General features: G+C 66.0%; 16 protein-coding genes and 1 other RNA gene. 9 read left to right on the top strand and 8 right to left on the bottom strand.

Annotated features, from left to right (window positions below; translation table 11 throughout):
• Positions 1 to 49: 49 nt before the first annotated feature.
• From petA to ACH0BU_RS12040, 5 genes are all read left to right on the top strand, one after another.
• On the top strand, positions 50 to 634 hold the full coding sequence (gene petA / locus ACH0BU_RS12060) for a ubiquinol-cytochrome c reductase iron-sulfur subunit (protein WP_046410119.1): 585 nt from the start codon (positions 50 to 52) through the stop codon (positions 632 to 634).
• 12 nt (positions 635 to 646) lie between these two features.
• The gene (locus ACH0BU_RS12055) at positions 647 to 1,933 is read left to right on the top strand and encodes a cytochrome b (protein WP_046410121.1); all 1,287 of its coding nucleotides are present in this window, start codon (positions 647 to 649) and stop codon (positions 1,931 to 1,933) included.
• Between the two features lie 25 nt (positions 1,934 to 1,958).
• Positions 1,959 to 2,801, top strand: coding sequence for a cytochrome c1 (locus ACH0BU_RS12050; RefSeq protein ID WP_046410122.1), 843 nt, complete (start codon positions 1,959 to 1,961; stop codon positions 2,799 to 2,801).
• Positions 2,802 to 2,930: 129 nt separating this feature from the next.
• Complete coding sequence (locus ACH0BU_RS12045) at positions 2,931 to 3,524, top strand: adenine phosphoribosyltransferase (RefSeq protein ID WP_296219509.1); 594 nt, start codon at positions 2,931 to 2,933, stop codon at positions 3,522 to 3,524.
• 79 nt (positions 3,525 to 3,603) lie between these two features.
• Positions 3,604 to 4,212: a hypothetical protein gene (locus ACH0BU_RS12040; RefSeq protein ID WP_500264059.1), complete on the top strand. Its 609-nt coding sequence runs from the start codon at positions 3,604 to 3,606 to the stop codon at positions 4,210 to 4,212.
• A gap of 50 nt (positions 4,213 to 4,262) precedes the next feature.
• On the opposite strand, the gene ACH0BU_RS12035 is transcribed toward ACH0BU_RS12040, so the two are convergent.
• From ACH0BU_RS12035 to ACH0BU_RS12005, 7 genes are all read right to left on the bottom strand, one after another.
• Positions 4,263 to 4,712, bottom strand: coding sequence for a MaoC family dehydratase (locus tag ACH0BU_RS12035; RefSeq protein ID WP_500264058.1), 450 nt, complete (start codon positions 4,710 to 4,712; stop codon positions 4,263 to 4,265).
• 8 nt (positions 4,713 to 4,720) lie between these two features.
• Positions 4,721 to 6,022 (bottom strand): alkaline phosphatase family protein, encoded by a 1,302-nt coding sequence (locus ACH0BU_RS12030; RefSeq protein WP_296219502.1) that lies wholly within the window; start codon positions 6,020 to 6,022, stop codon positions 4,721 to 4,723.
• Between the two features lie 114 nt (positions 6,023 to 6,136).
• Complete coding sequence (locus ACH0BU_RS12025; RefSeq protein WP_500264057.1) at positions 6,137 to 7,477, bottom strand: PQQ-dependent sugar dehydrogenase; 1,341 nt, start codon at positions 7,475 to 7,477, stop codon at positions 6,137 to 6,139.
• Positions 7,478 to 7,549: 72 nt separating this feature from the next.
• Positions 7,550 to 8,071 (bottom strand): NUDIX hydrolase, encoded by a 522-nt coding sequence (locus ACH0BU_RS12020; RefSeq protein ID WP_046410130.1) that lies wholly within the window; start codon positions 8,069 to 8,071, stop codon positions 7,550 to 7,552.
• Between the two features lie 2 nt (positions 8,072 to 8,073).
• A complete protein-coding gene (locus ACH0BU_RS12015) occupies positions 8,074 to 8,751 on the bottom strand; it encodes a TPM domain-containing protein (protein WP_417158921.1) in 678 nt (225 codons plus the stop codon).
• Entirely contained in the window at positions 8,745 to 9,575 is an 831-nt protein-coding gene (locus ACH0BU_RS12010; RefSeq protein WP_500264091.1) for a TPM domain-containing protein, read from the bottom strand. The genes ACH0BU_RS12015 and ACH0BU_RS12010 overlap by 7 nt, the downstream gene beginning before the upstream one ends.
• Before the next feature lie 127 nt (positions 9,576 to 9,702).
• Complete coding sequence (locus ACH0BU_RS12005) at positions 9,703 to 10,281, bottom strand: LemA family protein (protein WP_046410133.1); 579 nt, start codon at positions 10,279 to 10,281, stop codon at positions 9,703 to 9,705.
• A gap of 108 nt (positions 10,282 to 10,389) precedes the next feature.
• Here ACH0BU_RS12005 and mscL point away from each other — a divergent pair, with 108 nt between their 5' ends.
• Complete coding sequence (gene mscL / locus ACH0BU_RS12000) at positions 10,390 to 10,842, top strand: large conductance mechanosensitive channel protein MscL (RefSeq protein ID WP_500264056.1); 453 nt, start codon at positions 10,390 to 10,392, stop codon at positions 10,840 to 10,842.
• 24 nt (positions 10,843 to 10,866) lie between these two features.
• Here mscL and ACH0BU_RS11995 read toward each other — a convergent pair whose 3' ends face one another.
• Entirely contained in the window at positions 10,867 to 11,298 is a 432-nt protein-coding gene (locus ACH0BU_RS11995) for an RrF2 family transcriptional regulator (protein ID WP_046410136.1), read from the bottom strand.
• A gap of 60 nt (positions 11,299 to 11,358) precedes the next feature.
• On the opposite strand from ACH0BU_RS11995, the gene ssrA reads away from it, so the two are divergent.
• From ssrA to recJ, 3 genes are all read left to right on the top strand, one after another.
• Positions 11,359 to 11,708, top strand: a transfer-messenger RNA (tmRNA) gene (gene ssrA, locus ACH0BU_RS11990).
• 130 nt (positions 11,709 to 11,838) lie between these two features.
• Positions 11,839 to 12,519 (top strand): prolyl hydroxylase family protein, encoded by a 681-nt coding sequence (locus tag ACH0BU_RS11985; RefSeq protein WP_046410137.1) that lies wholly within the window; start codon positions 11,839 to 11,841, stop codon positions 12,517 to 12,519.
• Between the two features lie 4 nt (positions 12,520 to 12,523).
• Positions 12,524 to 14,269: a single-stranded-DNA-specific exonuclease RecJ gene (recJ, locus tag ACH0BU_RS11980; RefSeq protein ID WP_500264055.1), complete on the top strand. Its 1,746-nt coding sequence runs from the start codon at positions 12,524 to 12,526 to the stop codon at positions 14,267 to 14,269.
• Positions 14,270 to 14,311 lie beyond the last annotated feature (42 nt).

Genomic DNA, 14,311 nt, shown 5'->3' with positions numbered 1-14,311 from the left:
TTTCCAAATGCGCGTTCCCCGCCGGGGCCGGTTGGACAAGGGTTGGTGAATGGCGACGGCTGACAACACAATTACTCCGGGCGATTACCCAACGCCTGAAGCGGAAGACGGGCACGATCCCCGTCGTAGAGATTTCATCAATATCGCGGCTGTTGCATGGGCTGGCGTCGGCGCGGGCGTTATCGTCCTGCCGCTGATCAACCAGATGAACCCGTCGGGCGACGTGCTGGCTTTGTCGACGACTGAGATCGACATCAGCAAGATCGAGCCGGGTCAGTCGATCAAGTCGACGTTCCGCAAGCAGCCGCTGTTCGTGCGCAATCTGACGCCGAAGGAAATTGCCGAGGCCGATGCCGTTCCGGTGAGCGATCTGCGCGATCCGCAGACGCTGGAGGAACGCACCAAGTCGGGCAAGAAGAACTGGCTGATCACCCTGGGCGTGTGCACCCACCTGGGCTGCGTGCCGCTGGGTGCGGGCGAGGGCGAGAACAAGGGGCCGTTCGGCGGCTATTTCTGCCCGTGTCACGGCTCTGCCTATGACACTGCCGGCCGCATCCGCTCCGGTCCCGCACCGACGAACCTCGTCGTTCCCGAATATGAATTCACGTCCGACACCGTCGTGACGGTCGGTTGAGGTAGCACACAGATGAGCTTTCCCTGGGCCAAGCATTATGAGCCAAAGCAGCCGCTGATGCGGTGGATGGACGAGAAGCTGCCGCTGCCGCGCCTCGTCTACAACGCTGTTGGCGCCGGTTATCCGGTGCCGCGCAACCTCAACTATTTCTGGAACTTCGGCGTGCTCGCCGGCCTGGCGCTGGTGTGCCAGATCGTGACGGGCATCGTGTTGGCGATGCATTATGCGCCTAACAGCCTGGTCGCCTTCGGCTCGGTCGAAAGCATCATGCGCGACGTCAACGGCGGCTGGTTCCTGCGCTATGCGCATGCCAACGGCGCCTCGATGTTCCTCGCCGTGGTCTACATCCACATTGCCCGCGGCCTGTATTACGGGTCGTACAAGGCGCCGCGCGAAATGGTGTGGCTGCTGGGTGTCGTGATCTTCCTTCTCATGATGGCGACCGCCTTCATGGGCTACGTGCTGCCGTGGGGCCAGATGAGCTTCTGGGGTGCGCAGGTGATCACCGGCTTCTTCTCGGCCATTCCCTTGGTCGGTGAGCCGATCCGCGTGCTGCTGCTGGGCGGCTATGCGCCGGATAATGCTGCGCTGAACCGGTTCTTCTCGCTGCACTATCTGCTGCCGTTCGTCATCGCGGGCGTCATCATCCTGCACATCTGGGCGCTGCACATCCCGGGTTCGAACAACCCGACCGGCGTCGACGTGAAGGGTGAGCAGGACACCGTTCCGTTCCACCCGTATTACACGGCCAAGGACGGCGTCGGCGTTGCCGTGTTCTTCCTGGTCTTCGCGGCGCTGATCTTCTTCTCGCCGAACATGCTGGGTCACCCGGACAATTACATCGAGGCGAACCCGCTCTCGACGCCGGCGCACATCGTTCCGGAATGGTACTTCCTGCCGTTCTACGCGATCCTGAAGAGCTTCACCGCGGACTTCATCCTGACGGGCAAGCTGTGGGGCGTGCTGGCGATGTTCGGCTCGATCCTGCTGCTGTTCTTCCTGCCGTGGCTCGACAGCTCGCCGGTTCGTTCGGCCAACTATCGTCCGACGTACCGCTGGTTCCTGGCCGTGCTCGCAATCGACGTGCTGGTCCTGGGCTATATCGGTGGCGCGGAAGCGAATGCTCGCAACGTCATCATCGGTCAGATCGCGACGGCTTATTACTTCGCGCACTTCCTGATCATCCTGCCGATCGTCTCGCGCTCGGAGCGTCCGCGCCCGCTGCCGAATTCGATCACCGAGGCGGTGCTTGCCAAGCATGGCGGAACCTCGCCTGCACAGACCGCGCTGGCACACTGAGCCGATACGGGGGAATTGAAAGAAAATGGTTCGTACCATCGCACTCCTGATCGGCGCGGGATTCGTCTTCGTGCTCGGTATCGCGCTGTTCGGGACGGTTTCCACCGCGATCAGTGATCCGGCACCGGAGACCGCCGAACATGAGTTCCACCTCCATCCCAAGGATGCGGGGCTCTCCTCCGCTGGCCTGTTCGGCAAGTTCGACAAGCAGCAGCTGCAGCGTGGCCTCAAGGTCTACCAGGAGGTTTGCGCCGCCTGCCACAGCCTGAAGTATGTCTCGTTCCGCGACTTCGAGCAGCTCGGCTACAGCGAGGGCCAGGTGAAGGCGCTTGCCCAGGCGTGGCCGATCGAGCAGCCGAGCGTGAACCCGGACACGGGCGAAGCGATGACGCGGAAGAACATCCCGTCTGACCGTATCCCGAGCCCGTACCCGAACGAGGTCGCGGCGCGTGCGGCCAACAACAATGCGCTGCCGCCTGATCTGTCCCTGATCACCAAGGCTCGTCATGATGGCGCCAATTACGTTGCGTCGCTGCTGGACGGCTATCAGAACCAGCCGGCAGAGTTGCTGCGTAAGTTCCCGGACGCGAAGACGCCGCAGGGCCTTCACTACAACCCGTACTTCGCGAACCTGAACATCGCGATGCCGCCGCCCATCACGGCCGACGGGCAGGTGACCTACGAGGACGGCACGCCGGCGACCAAGGAGCAGATGTCGAAGGACGTGTCGGCATTCCTCGCCTGGACCGCGGAGCCGAACCTGGAATCGCGTCACGCCGCAGGATTTGCCGCGATCATCTTCCTCGCGATCTTCGTGTTCCTGACCTGGGGCGCGTACCAGAACGTCTGGCGCGGGGTTAAGCACTGAGCTGAACCAGAACGATCCCGGGCACGCCGGCCGGGATCGATAGCGAGAAAGCCCCGGTCGCCATTCGCGGCCGGGGCTTTTTTGTTGTGCGGCTTGCGGTCGCTTCGGTGCGAGCGCATGACCCGCCGTATGAGCACGAACGAGAGCCCTGAGATCAGCGCGGCCAGCCGCCATGTCGCAGCGGCAAACGCCGATAATGCCGATCTGAAGGCGCTGATCCGGACCATCCCGGACTTCCCGAAGCCGGGTATCCAGTTTCGTGACGTGACCACGCTGCTGCTGGATCGTTGCGGCTTTTCGAGCTGCGTCGGGCGGATGGCAGCGGCAGCTCCCGATCCGGTTGATCTGGTCGCCGGGGTCGAGGCGCGGGGCTTTCTGTTCGCCGGTGCGCTCGCCGATCGATTGAATGCGGGCGTGCTCCTGATCCGCAAGGACGGCAAGCTGCCGGGTGCCACGATCGCGGAGGATTATGCCCTGGAATACGGGCAGGATCGGATCGCGATGCACGCCGACGCCTGTGCCCCCGACGCACGCGTGCTGCTGGTCGACGATCTGATCGCCACCGGCGGGACGGCACGCGCGGCCGTTCGCTTGTTGCGCAAGGCGGGGGCCCGGGTCGTCCAGGCACAATTCCTCGTTGACCTGCCCGAGCTGGGCGGCGCCGACGCGCTACGGAAGGACGGGGTTGATGTGCATGCCCTGGTCGCCTTCGAGGGCCATTAGGAACTTCGCCGACCGCTTGTCGTTGTCGATGAATTGGCGGCGCGTATCAGCCGCTTCTCCGCCGTTGTAGGAGGATGCCATGAAGTGGCAGCGTGCAGGGCTGATCGCCATCATCTCGGCCCTTGGTTTCGCCTCGAGTGCCTGTACCGACGGCTATGGCTATAGTGGCGTCGGCCTCGGCTACGGCTCGGGCTATTATGGCGATCCCTATTACGGGGACCCCTATTATTACGGCGGTGCACCCTATGGCGTCGGGCTGGGCGGCACCTTCGGCTGGTACGACAATTTCTATTATCCCGGCACCGGCGTCTATGTGTACGATCAGTACCGTCGCCCGCGGCGCTGGAACAATGCGCAGCGACGCTATTGGCAGAGCAGGCCTGGCTGGAACCAGCCCAATCGTCGACCCGATTGGGGTGGCTTCAATCGTCCCGACCGCCCCGGGCGGCCGAACTGGGGTTCGGGTCGCCCGGGCAATCCCGATGCCGTGCGTCCGGGGCGGCCGCGCCCGCCCGGCGCCGCCCCGGGCCAGCGGCCAAATCCCTGGAACACTCCGGGATATAATCGTCCGCAGAACCCCGGTCGCCAGCCCGGTGCCGGTCGTCCGCAAGGCCCCCGGCCGGGTGGCTTTGGCAACCGCGGTGGGCCAGGGCGCGGCGCCGACCGCCCCGTCACCCGCCCACAGTGATCCCGCCCGCGCGCTGAACGGCGCGCGCGGCAGGCATTGGTGATGGTCAGCTAGGTCGCCGGTCGCGTGGCAATCAGGCCGTTCGATACCATGGTCATGACCACGACGTCGTCCTGGTTGAAGACGCTCATCCGGCTTTTGAAAATGCCCATCTCGGGCCGCGACTGCGACTGGCGCTTTTCGATCACCTCGGTCTCGCAGCGAAGCGTATCCCCGGGATAGACCGGCTTGACCCAGCGAAGCTCGTCGATCCCCGGCGAACCCAGCCCGGCAGACGGGTGGCGCTTCCCGTTCTCCACGATCATCGACATCACGATCGCGCAGGTGTGCCACCCGCTGGCGGACAGCCGCCCGAAATGGGTCTGGGCGGCGGCGTCGTCGGACAGGTGAAAGGGCTGCGGGTCGTAGCGCGATGCGAAGTCGACGACCTCCTCGCGCATTACCTTGTAATTGCCGAAACTTGCCCGCGCACCGACCTCGATGTCTTCGAAATATTGCATTGCCTCTCCTATCTGCGCCGTAGCACCGGGCGGAACACCGCATCCGTGCTGTCCAGCGTAGGGTCGGCGGGCAGGCCGAGCAATGTACGAAGCAGGGGGGCAACGGCGACATTGTCAAAGGCGCCGACCTTCTTCCCCGGGGCGAACGCGGGGCCGTTGGCGATGAACAGCGCCTGCATGCTGGGCGCATAAGGGTCAAAGCCGTGGTTGCCGCGCGTGTACGTCATGGTCGGTGCCGTCTTCTGAAGCTCCCAGCCGTCCTCGGCGAGGCACAGGAACGCAGGAACGCGGACGTTCTGGCCATAATGGAACCGGGCCGGAATCGCCTCCTTGCGCCAGCATTCCATATGGGCGTGCGGCTTGAGCAACGCCGCCGCGACGGCGGCATCGCGGCCGGGCAGCGGCGCGAAGGTCGCATAGGGGCCGCTTTCGACAACGCGCGCGTCGGTGGCGGGAACGATGCGGTCAAGCGCGACCACGCGCTCGCTCGACGTCTGCGACATGCCGTGGTCTGATACGATGATGAGGTTGGCGGGCTGCCCCAGCTCGGCAAGGCCCTCCACCAAGGCGCCGATCTGGCGATCCACCTCGGCAAGCGCGGTGTTCACGCCTGGTGAGTTCGGCCCGTTGCGATGTCCTTCCGTATCGACCACGTCGAAGTAGGTGGTGACGAAGCGCGGGCGGCTGGCGGCCGGACGCCGCATCCAGTCGATCACCTGGCGCACGCGATTGTCGCCGGGAAGCTGCTGGCTGAAGGCTTGCCAGTCATAGGGCCGGGTGCCGCCGGTAATATCGTTCGGCCAGGCTGTCGCGCGCGCGCCGCCCCAAGCGACGTTCGAGCCGGGCCAGAACATCGAGGCGGTCGGAATGCCGGCCTCTTCCGCGGTCACCCAGATCGGCGGCACGGCGTTCCACCAGAAGGGATCGTCGCTCGCCATGGTGAAGACCTCACCCGGGCGACTGGGATCCTCCATCATGTTGGCGGCGATGCCATGCCGGTCGGGACGTACGCCTGTGACGATGGTCCAGTGATTGGGAAAGGTCTTGGAGGGAAAAGAGGGGCGCATCGGCCCTGTCACGCCCCCCGCCGCGAGACGCGACAGGTTCGGCGTCAGACCACGCTTCAGATAATCGGGATGAAAACCGTCGATCGAGATGAGGATCGTGACGGGTGCCCGCTGCATTTCGATGGCCGCGCTTGTCACGCCAGCCGGCGCGGTTGCGGAGGGGAGGGCCGGCGGGGTCTCGGGATAGGCGCAACCGGCGAGGGCGGTGAAAGCAGCGAAGGCAGGCACGAGTCGACGGATCATGGCGCCCCGTTAGCTCGCGTCACCGCTCCTGTCTTGCGCAGCATTGTTACAACAGGCGATTTGCTCGCCGGATGGAGGCCGCGATCAGCGGCCCTCCATCGCGTCACCGAAGCCTCAGCGCGCCGCCGGTGCGTCCGCCGGCGTAACCCGCCAGATGACGTTGCCGACATCGTCCGCGACCAGCATGGCGCCGGCGCGATCGCCGATGACCCCCACCGGGCGGCCCATCGCCTTGCCGTCCGCGTCGAGGAAGCCCGTCAGCACGTCGACGGGCTTGGAGCCGGGCACCGGCCAGCCCTTGTCGGTAAAGGGCACGAAGACGACCTTGTAGCCAGACGGCGGCACGCGGTTCCACGAACCATGTTCGCCAATGAACGCGCCATAGTTGAACCGCTGACCCAGCTTCACGTCACCTGCGAAGGTGAGGCCCAGCGCCGCGACGTGCGGTCCCAGCGCATAGTCGGGGCGCTTCGAATATTGCTGAAGCTGCGGGTTGCCCGGCTCCACGCGCTTGTCCGGATAGCCGCCCCAATAATACCACGGCCACCCGAAATGGTCGCCGAGTTCGACGGCGGTCAGGTAATCGGGGACGATGTCGGAGCCGAGCATGTCGCGCTCGTTGACCACGGTCCACAGCTGGTTCGACTGCGGATTGATCGCCATGCCATTGGCGTTGCGCAAGCCTGCGGCATAGATGCGCGAGGTCTTTTCCTTCGGCCACACCTGCAGGATCACCGCGCGACGACGCTCCAGATCGAGGCCCTTTTCGGCGATGTTGGAGGCCGATCCCACCGACACGTACAGCGTGCGGCCGTCCTCCGCCGGGATGACGTTGCGCGCCCAATGGTTCTCCCCGCCCGGCAGCTTCACCACCACTTCCGGTGCGGCGGTAATTTTGGTCGCGCCTTCCTCATAGGGCACGCGCACCAGCGCATCGGTGTTGGCGATGTACAGATGCCCGTCGAACAGCGTCATGCCGAAGGGCGAGTTCAGGCCGGTCATGAATTCCGACCGGAAATCAACGCGGCCGTCGCCATTCTCATCCCGCAGCAACGTGATGCGGTTGGCCGACGGTACGCCCGCGCCCGCACGCCCCATCAGGTACCGCATGACACGATCGACGAAGCTGCGCCCGCGCGGCGGAGAGTTGGTCTCTGCCACCAGGATGTCGCCATTGGGCAGGCGATACATCCAGCGGGGGTGATCGAGATTGTCGGCGAAACGCTCGACCTTAAGGCCCGCCGCCGGCGTCGGCTTCGCACCCGCCGGCCAGCCGATCGCATCGGCAACCTTGACGGTCGGGATGATCTGACTGCGCGGCGCGGTGATGTTTGGACGCTGCCCGGTCACCTCCTGCACATCGAGCCGCGCCTTGTCGGGCCAGCTCAGCCAGGCGAAAATGCCCACCGCCACCAGGACGATCAGGCCAAGCACGATCAAGATGTGTTTGCGCATGCGCGGTGAGATAGACTGACGCCGCAGGGCGGGGAAGGGGGGAGATGCTTCGCCCCGCCAGCGACCGCTGCGTCAGCGCAGAAGCTGATCGCCCAGCAGCAGGAGCAATTTCACGTCCATCGCGACGCCTTCTGCGCGCTTGGCGTCGACGAAGAATTTCACCTCGGCCAGCGGCACGAGATGGACGGTGATCTGCTCATGCTCGTCGCCGCCGCCATCACCCACCTTGCTAAGGTTGCCCGCGCGCACCAGCGTGAAGCCCTCGCTGACCATGCCGGGCGATGAGTTGAACTCACCGATGATGTCGATCGCACCGGCGCGGTAGCCGGTTTCTTCCTCCAGCTCGCGCACGGCGGCATCCGCCACATCCTCGCCCGCATCGGTGTCACCCACCAGGCCGGCGGGAAGCTCAAGACAGCGGCGGCCGAGGGGGACGCGGTACTGCTCGACCAGAACGATCTCGTCTGCGTCGGTGATCGCCAGGATGACCGCGGCCTGCATGTCGCCTGACCGCGCGGCATATTCCCACGGCCCCTGCTTCAGCACCTTGATGAAGCGGCCTTCCCACATCGTGGCGGGCGGTTCATCTGCCATCGTCAGAGCTCGATCAGGCGGTCGGGCAGCTCATTCGGATTGCTGCCGCTGCGGGGGAAATGCTCGGCCAGCACGACGCCGATCTCCTCGACCGCCGCGGCCATGCCCTCGCCGGCGCGGCCGTCCTTCACGCCAGCAATCAGCGCCGCCATCGCATGGCCCCAGACGTCGGGCGACACACGCTCGTGGATACCGACGTCCGCGATGATCTCCGCGCGATGCTCGGCGAGGCTCAGGTACAGGAGCACGCCGGTGGCCGCCATCGTGCGATGCTCCGCGGAGGCGCGAAACAGCGCCAGCGCCCGGCGGCGCACGCGGCGCGCCTTGGTCGCGCGCGGCGTCAGCGCGATCCGAAGCGGCGCAGCCGTCAGGATCAGCCGAACCGCAACAAAGGCCAGCGCCGCCAGCGCGGTCGCAATGGTGAGAGCCGCGCCGGTGGAGACATGATCGGTCCAGGGATCGCGGATCAGCGCGTGGAGGTGATCGACCCATTCCGGAAAGGTCGCCAGTACCGCCAGCACCAGCAGCATGGCGAGCGCGGCATAGTGAACGACGATGTCGACATAGCTGTCCGACCGGCCGGCGACGATCGTGACGATCTCGCCGCTCGTATTCGCTTCGGCAGCCTTAACCGCGGCGGTTACCGCCGCATGATCTTCGGGGCTCAAATGCATTACCAGTCCCCCGAGGCGCCGCCGCCGCCGAAGCCGCCACCGCCGCCGCCGCCGAAGCCGCCGCCACCCCAGCCGCCACCGCCGCCACCCCAATCGCCGCCGCCGGAGCCACCGCCCCAGCCGCCACGGCCGGCCTCGCGGCCAATCTCGCTGGCGATCGACCAGAGGACGACCGGGAGAGCGCCGCTGCCATCGCCGCGATAGCGCTTCCCGCCACCGCCGCGACGACGCGCGACCGACAGAAAGACGAAGAGCGCGACCATGCCCCAGAAGACGATGCCGATCGGCACGCCGTCGCCGCCGGTGCGCTGCGCCTTGTGGGCCTGATCGAACTGCTTCACCGCCGCATCGAGCCGCGCCTGCGCCTCCTCGGGCGAGGAGCGCAGCTGAGTCACCAGCGCATCGGTGCCCGCCGCGATGCCGCCCGGCAGGTCACCCGCCTTGAAGCGCGGGAGGATTGCCTGGCTGATGATCACGCTCGACAGTGCATCGGTGATGAAGGGTTCCAGCCCGTAACCGACCTCGATGCGCACCTTGCGCTCGTTCGGCGCGACGAGAAGGATGGCGCCATTGTCGACATCCTTCAGGCCGACGCCCCATTCGCGTCCCAGCTTGTAGCCATATTCCTCGACCGGATAATTCTCGAGGCTAGGTACCGTGACCACCACCAGCTGCCGCTTCGTGTCACGCTGAAGCGCGTCGAGCTTGGTGGTCAGGTCCGCCTCCACCTGGGGTGGCAGGACGTTCGCGGCATCGACGACGAACCCGGTGAACTTCGGGAAGGTCTGCGCCGATGACGGGCTGGCGACGAACGCCAGCACCATCATCATCGCGGCAAGCAGCCGGACGATCCAGGCGCGCAGCACCAACGGGCTCAATCCGCTGGTGCCGGCAGCGACACCTGCGACGAACGATCCGGCATTCCAACGAATGGGGACGGAGATGGTCATTCGGTGATCAGGCCCCGAAATCGACCTTGGGGGCTGTCTCCGCGCCCGGCGTCGTCGCGGCGAACGGCACCATCGGCTTCGCGCCGTAGAAGATCTTGGCGCCGATCGCATCCGGGAAGGTGCGGATCCTGGTGTTATATTCCTGCACCGCGGTGTTGTAATCGTTGCGCGCGATCGTGATCCGGTTCTCGGTGCCCTCGAGCTGGCTCATCAGGGTGGTGTAATTGCCCTGGCTCTTCAGCTCCGGATACGCTTCCTGCAGCCGCTGCAGCGACAGCGTCAGGCCGGCCTGCGCGCGCTGATACGCCTGCATCTTGGTCGGATCGCTCAGCTCCTCGGGCGAGACCTGGATCTGGTTGGCCGAGGCGCGGGCCTGGGTCACTTCGGTCAGGATCTCCTTCTCCTGCGCGCCGGCCGCCTTCACGGTCGACACCAGGTTGGGGATCAGATCGGCGCGGCGCTGATACTGGTTCTGCACATCAGCCCAGCGAGCCTTGGCATTCTCCTCCGCGGTGGGCACGCTGTTGATGCCGCAGCCGGCGAGGCTCGCGGAAACAGCGACAAGAAGCAGGGGACGGAACGTCATGGGCGTGGGTCTCCAAGAAAACACTGTATGATCAATATAGGACGGTGTGCGCTCTTGGCGATAGGGCAATGCCCCGATATCGTCGCGGAAACGATGAAGGGATGAGCCATGCTCAAGGAATTCCGGGCGTTCATCGCGCGGGGCAACGTGCTGGATCTCGCCGTGGCGGTGATCATCGGCGCCGCATTCGGCAGGATCGTCACCTCCCTGACCGAAGACGTATTGATGCCGATCATCGGCCGGATCTTCGGCGGGCTCGATTTCTCGAGCTATTTCATACCGCTGGGCAAGATTCCGCCGAACCTCGCTGGCTCCACCGATTATGTCGCGCTGAAGCAGGCCGGCGTGCCGCTGATCGGCTATGGCGCCTTCGTCACCCAAGCCGTCAATTTCCTGATCGTCGCCTTCATCATCTTCATGTTGCTGCGCACGGTGAACCGCGCGATGGCCATGTTCGAGAAGGAAAAGGCGCAGGCGGCCGAGGAGCCGAAGGCAGAAGCGGCTGAAATCGCGCTTCTTCGCGAGATCCGCGACGAACTGAAGGCGCGTCCCCCTGCATGATCGCCGGGGGCGGCCGCAGCCTGCTCAGGCCGCGGCCATCTCCTCTGCCGTCGCGTCGGCCAGGCTGGTGCCGTCGAGGATCCGTGCGGTTTCGTCGCGAACCCGCGCCATCGCGTGCCGGATGGCGCAGTCCGCCTCGCTCTTGCAGTCCTTGCAGGGGCGATAAGCGGTGCGGCTCACGCAGGGCACCAGCGCGAGCGGCCCTTCGATCACGCGGATGATCTCGCCCAGGGAGATGAGGTGTGCTGGCCGGGCGAGCATGTACCCGCCCATCTTGCCACGATGGCTGTGCAGCAACCCGGCATCGCGCAGATCGGCGAGGATCAGCTCAAGAAACTTGCGCGGCACATTCGCCTCTACGGCGATGCGGTTCATCGGCACGGGCGGGCCGCCGGCCGGTGTCGTCGCGAGGAAGATCATCGAGCGGAGGCCGTAACGGGAACGCTGGGTAAGCATGATACCCTGTTATATGCACCCGCATTATGGCGACTGGAAGGCGCGCCGGCCAACTTTCTAGCCCTTCCAACTTTCTGTCCGCCATCCTATATGGGTCGGGCTCGCGGGGCTTGCCCCGCGGCTATGGCGATAAACGCCGGCGAAGAATAGGCACAGCGGACCCGGGGGCAGTACCCGGCGGCTCCACCATCGCTTCTGCTTTCAGCAGGGACGTTGACGGGGCCGAACCAGGATCGACGTGTGTTGAAAAGCGCTGGTTTTTGCTCGGAATGGGACCACCGTGACGGCCCATACACAAGTGCCAACGATAACGAAGCACTCGCGATTGCGGCGTAACCTGACGGCTTAACGGCCTAAGGTTACACCAAAATAGCGCGGTTGGACCGCACCGGGCAACAGAAGCGGATTCCAGCGGCACGGGGAGCGCCGGGCAACAGAAGCTCCCCACCCGTTCCGTTCGGCCCGCTGTTCGAAGGCGTGTCGCCGATCCCCGATCGACCTTCGTCTTGCTATCGCCGGACTGGCGCGCAAATAGACGTCATGGCGATCACCAGCGTACCCGGTCATCCTTCCGCTCACCGCGCCGCGATCGGCGCTGCGGTGGCAGCACGGCTTGATGCGGACCCCCGATCGATCCGGCTGCCCAGCGAGCAAGCGGCGGCGTGGAAGATTCCGAACTATCTGGACGTGGCGACGTGCAAGCGGCTGGTCGCGATGATCGACGCCAATCGCCGCCCCTCGACCTTGTTGTCGGACAGTGGCGACAGCTCGTTCCGCACGTCGGAAAGCTGCGACATGAACCGCCGCGCGCCGGATATCGAGCCGATCGACGTGGGCCTCGCCAACCTGCTGGGCATCGACCCTGCCTGGGGCGAGACGATGCAGGGGCAGCGCTACGCCCCCGGCCAATATTTCAAGGCGCATCACGATTATTTCCACGAAGGCGAAAGCTACTGGCCGTCGATGAAGGCGTCCGGCGGGCAGCGCGTGTGGACCGCGATGATCTTCCTCAACGACGTCGACGAGGGCGGCGCGACATGGTTTCCACAGGCCGGCGTGCGCGTGAAGCCAAAGCGGGGCACGCTGCTCGCCTGGAACAACATGAACCCCGATGGCAGCCCCAACACCGCGACCCTGCACGAGGGGACGTCGGTGTCGGAGGGCGTGAAGTACATCATCACCAAATGGTTCCGCGAAGCGCCCTGGACCCCGGCGGCGTGACGTCATGAGACACGTGCTGGGTGTCGAACGCTCGATCCTGGGCCAGCCGTGGCGCTGGCGCGCGACCGCGGCGGAGGATCTTGCCCCTACCGATCTCGTCACCCAGCTGCTGCTGGCGCGGGGGTGTCCGCCCGAGGCGCTCGACGATCATCGCGCGCCCTCGATCCGCGCGTTCATGCCCGACCCCTCGATCTTCCGCGACATGGACACGGCGGCAATGCGGCTGGCTGATGCGGTCGAGCGCGGAGAGAGCATCGCCATCTTCGGCGATTATGACGTGGATGGCGCGACCTCCTCGGCGCTGATGCTCCTCCTCCTGCGTCAGCTCGGTGTCGAGGCGCGGGTCTATATTCCCGACCGGATGACGGAGGGATATGGCCCCACCGTCGCGGCCATGACCCGGCTGGCGCACGAAGGCGCGTCGCTGATCGTGACGGTGGATTGCGGCGCGCAGGCGTTTGACGCGCTTGCTGCCGCCCACGCTGTCCCGGTGGATGTTATCGTGGTCGATCATCACCAATGTTCGAGCGAGCTGCCGCTGGCGCATGCCGTGGTGAACCCCAACCGCCTCGACGAAGGGGAAGGGGCCGCACACGGCCATCTGGCAGCGGTCGGCGTCGCCTTCCTCCTCGGTGCAGCGCTGCTCCGCGTTCTGCGCGGGCGCGGCTATTTCGCCGCCCGCGCAGAGCCGCGGCTGCTCGACCTGCTCGATCTCGTCGCATTGGGCACCGTCGCCGATGTCGCGCAATTGCGCGGGCTGAACCGGGCGTTCGTCGCGCAGGGGCTGAAGGTCATGGCCGGCAGGCGCAACATCGGCCTCGCCGCGCTGATCGAGGCTTCGCGGCTGACCCGCGCACCGACCGCGACCGATCTTGGCTTTGCCCTCGGACCGCGCATCAACGCGGGTGGCCGGGTGGGGCGAGCAGATCTTGGCGTGCGCTTGCTCACCACCAACGATCCGGCGGAGGCGCGCGCGATCGCCGCTGAGCTTGACCGGCTGAACGAGGAGCGCCGCGCGATCGAGGCCGCGGTCCAGGCAGAGGCCGAGACGATGTGCGCCGCGGGCCGCAGCATGACCGTCGTCGCGGGTGTCGGCTGGCACCCGGGCGTCATCGGCATCGTCGCTGGCCGCCTGAAGGAGAAACTGGGTCAGCCAGCGATCGTCATCGCCATCGACGAGAACGGCGTCGGCAAGGGCTCCGGACGCTCGATCACCGGCGTCGATCTGGGGCAGGCCGTCCACGCAGCGAAGGAGGCCGGGCTGATCGTCGCTGGCGGCGGCCACGCCATGGCAGCCGGGCTGACGATTGCGGCGGACCAGATTCCGGCCTTTGCCGACTTCCTCGAAGAATTGCTGCGCGACCGGATCGCCGCGGCCGTGGCTGACCGCGCGCTGCTGGTTGATTCGGTTCACGCCCCCGGCGGGGTGACGCCCGACCTGGTCCATGCGCTGGAGGCGGGCGGGCCCTATGGCGCCGGGTGGCCGAGCCCGCGTGTCGCCATCGGCCGCGTCCGCCCGGTACGCGTCGATGTCGTCGGTAACGGCCATGTCCGTGCGATCGTCGCCGGGGATGACGGGCGCAGCCTGAAGGCGATGGCGTTCCGCGCGGCGGATACCGCGCTCGGCGCCGCATTGCTCGGCGCGCCCTCGCACCGTCGCTTGTGGCTCGCCGGGCGCGCCAAGGTGGATGACTGGGCGCAGCGGCCTGCCGCAGAATTGCATATTGATGATGCTGCATGGGCAGATTGATGCATCGGGGCGTTGACAGCCGGCTTTGGCCCCTCTAGCAGC

Origin of the sequence: Sphingomonas olei, from assembly GCF_045369765.1 — a bacterium.
Taxonomy (GTDB): Bacteria; Pseudomonadota; Alphaproteobacteria; order Sphingomonadales; family Sphingomonadaceae; genus Sphingomonas; species Sphingomonas panaciterrae.
Note: the sequence above shows the minus strand (reverse complement) of the source record. Positions and strands in the feature narration are given on the sequence as shown.

Excerpts from the sequence above, each read along its gene's own strand:
- petA (WP_046410119.1), top strand. The coding sequence starts at position 50 with ATGGCGACGGCTGACAACACAATTACTCCGGGCGATTACCCAACGCCT.
- ACH0BU_RS11985 (WP_046410137.1), top strand. The coding sequence starts at position 11,839 with ATGGCGATCACCAGCGTACCCGGTCATCCTTCCGCTCACCGCGCCGCG.
- recJ (WP_500264055.1), top strand. The coding sequence starts at position 12,524 with ATGAGACACGTGCTGGGTGTCGAACGCTCGATCCTGGGCCAGCCGTGG.
- ACH0BU_RS12030 (WP_296219502.1), bottom strand. The coding sequence starts at position 6,022 with ATGATCCGTCGACTCGTGCCTGCCTTCGCTGCTTTCACCGCCCTCGCC.
- ACH0BU_RS12035 (WP_500264058.1), bottom strand. The coding sequence starts at position 4,712 with ATGCAATATTTCGAAGACATCGAGGTCGGTGCGCGGGCAAGTTTCGGC.
- ACH0BU_RS12010 (WP_500264091.1), bottom strand. The coding sequence starts at position 9,575 with ATGATGATGGTGCTGGCGTTCGTCGCCAGCCCGTCATCGGCGCAGACC.
- ACH0BU_RS12005 (WP_046410133.1), bottom strand. The coding sequence starts at position 10,281 with ATGACGTTCCGTCCCCTGCTTCTTGTCGCTGTTTCCGCGAGCCTCGCC.
- ACH0BU_RS12050 (WP_046410122.1), top strand. The coding sequence starts at position 1,959 with ATGGTTCGTACCATCGCACTCCTGATCGGCGCGGGATTCGTCTTCGTG.
- ACH0BU_RS12025 (WP_500264057.1), bottom strand. The coding sequence starts at position 7,477 with ATGCGCAAACACATCTTGATCGTGCTTGGCCTGATCGTCCTGGTGGCG.
- ACH0BU_RS12055 (WP_046410121.1), top strand. The coding sequence starts at position 647 with ATGAGCTTTCCCTGGGCCAAGCATTATGAGCCAAAGCAGCCGCTGATG.
- ACH0BU_RS12020 (WP_046410130.1), bottom strand. The coding sequence starts at position 8,071 with ATGGCAGATGAACCGCCCGCCACGATGTGGGAAGGCCGCTTCATCAAG.
- ACH0BU_RS12040 (WP_500264059.1), top strand. The coding sequence starts at position 3,604 with ATGAAGTGGCAGCGTGCAGGGCTGATCGCCATCATCTCGGCCCTTGGT.
- ACH0BU_RS12045 (WP_296219509.1), top strand. The coding sequence starts at position 2,931 with ATGAGCACGAACGAGAGCCCTGAGATCAGCGCGGCCAGCCGCCATGTC.
- mscL (WP_500264056.1), top strand. The coding sequence starts at position 10,390 with ATGCTCAAGGAATTCCGGGCGTTCATCGCGCGGGGCAACGTGCTGGAT.
- ACH0BU_RS11995 (WP_046410136.1), bottom strand. The coding sequence starts at position 11,298 with ATGCTTACCCAGCGTTCCCGTTACGGCCTCCGCTCGATGATCTTCCTC.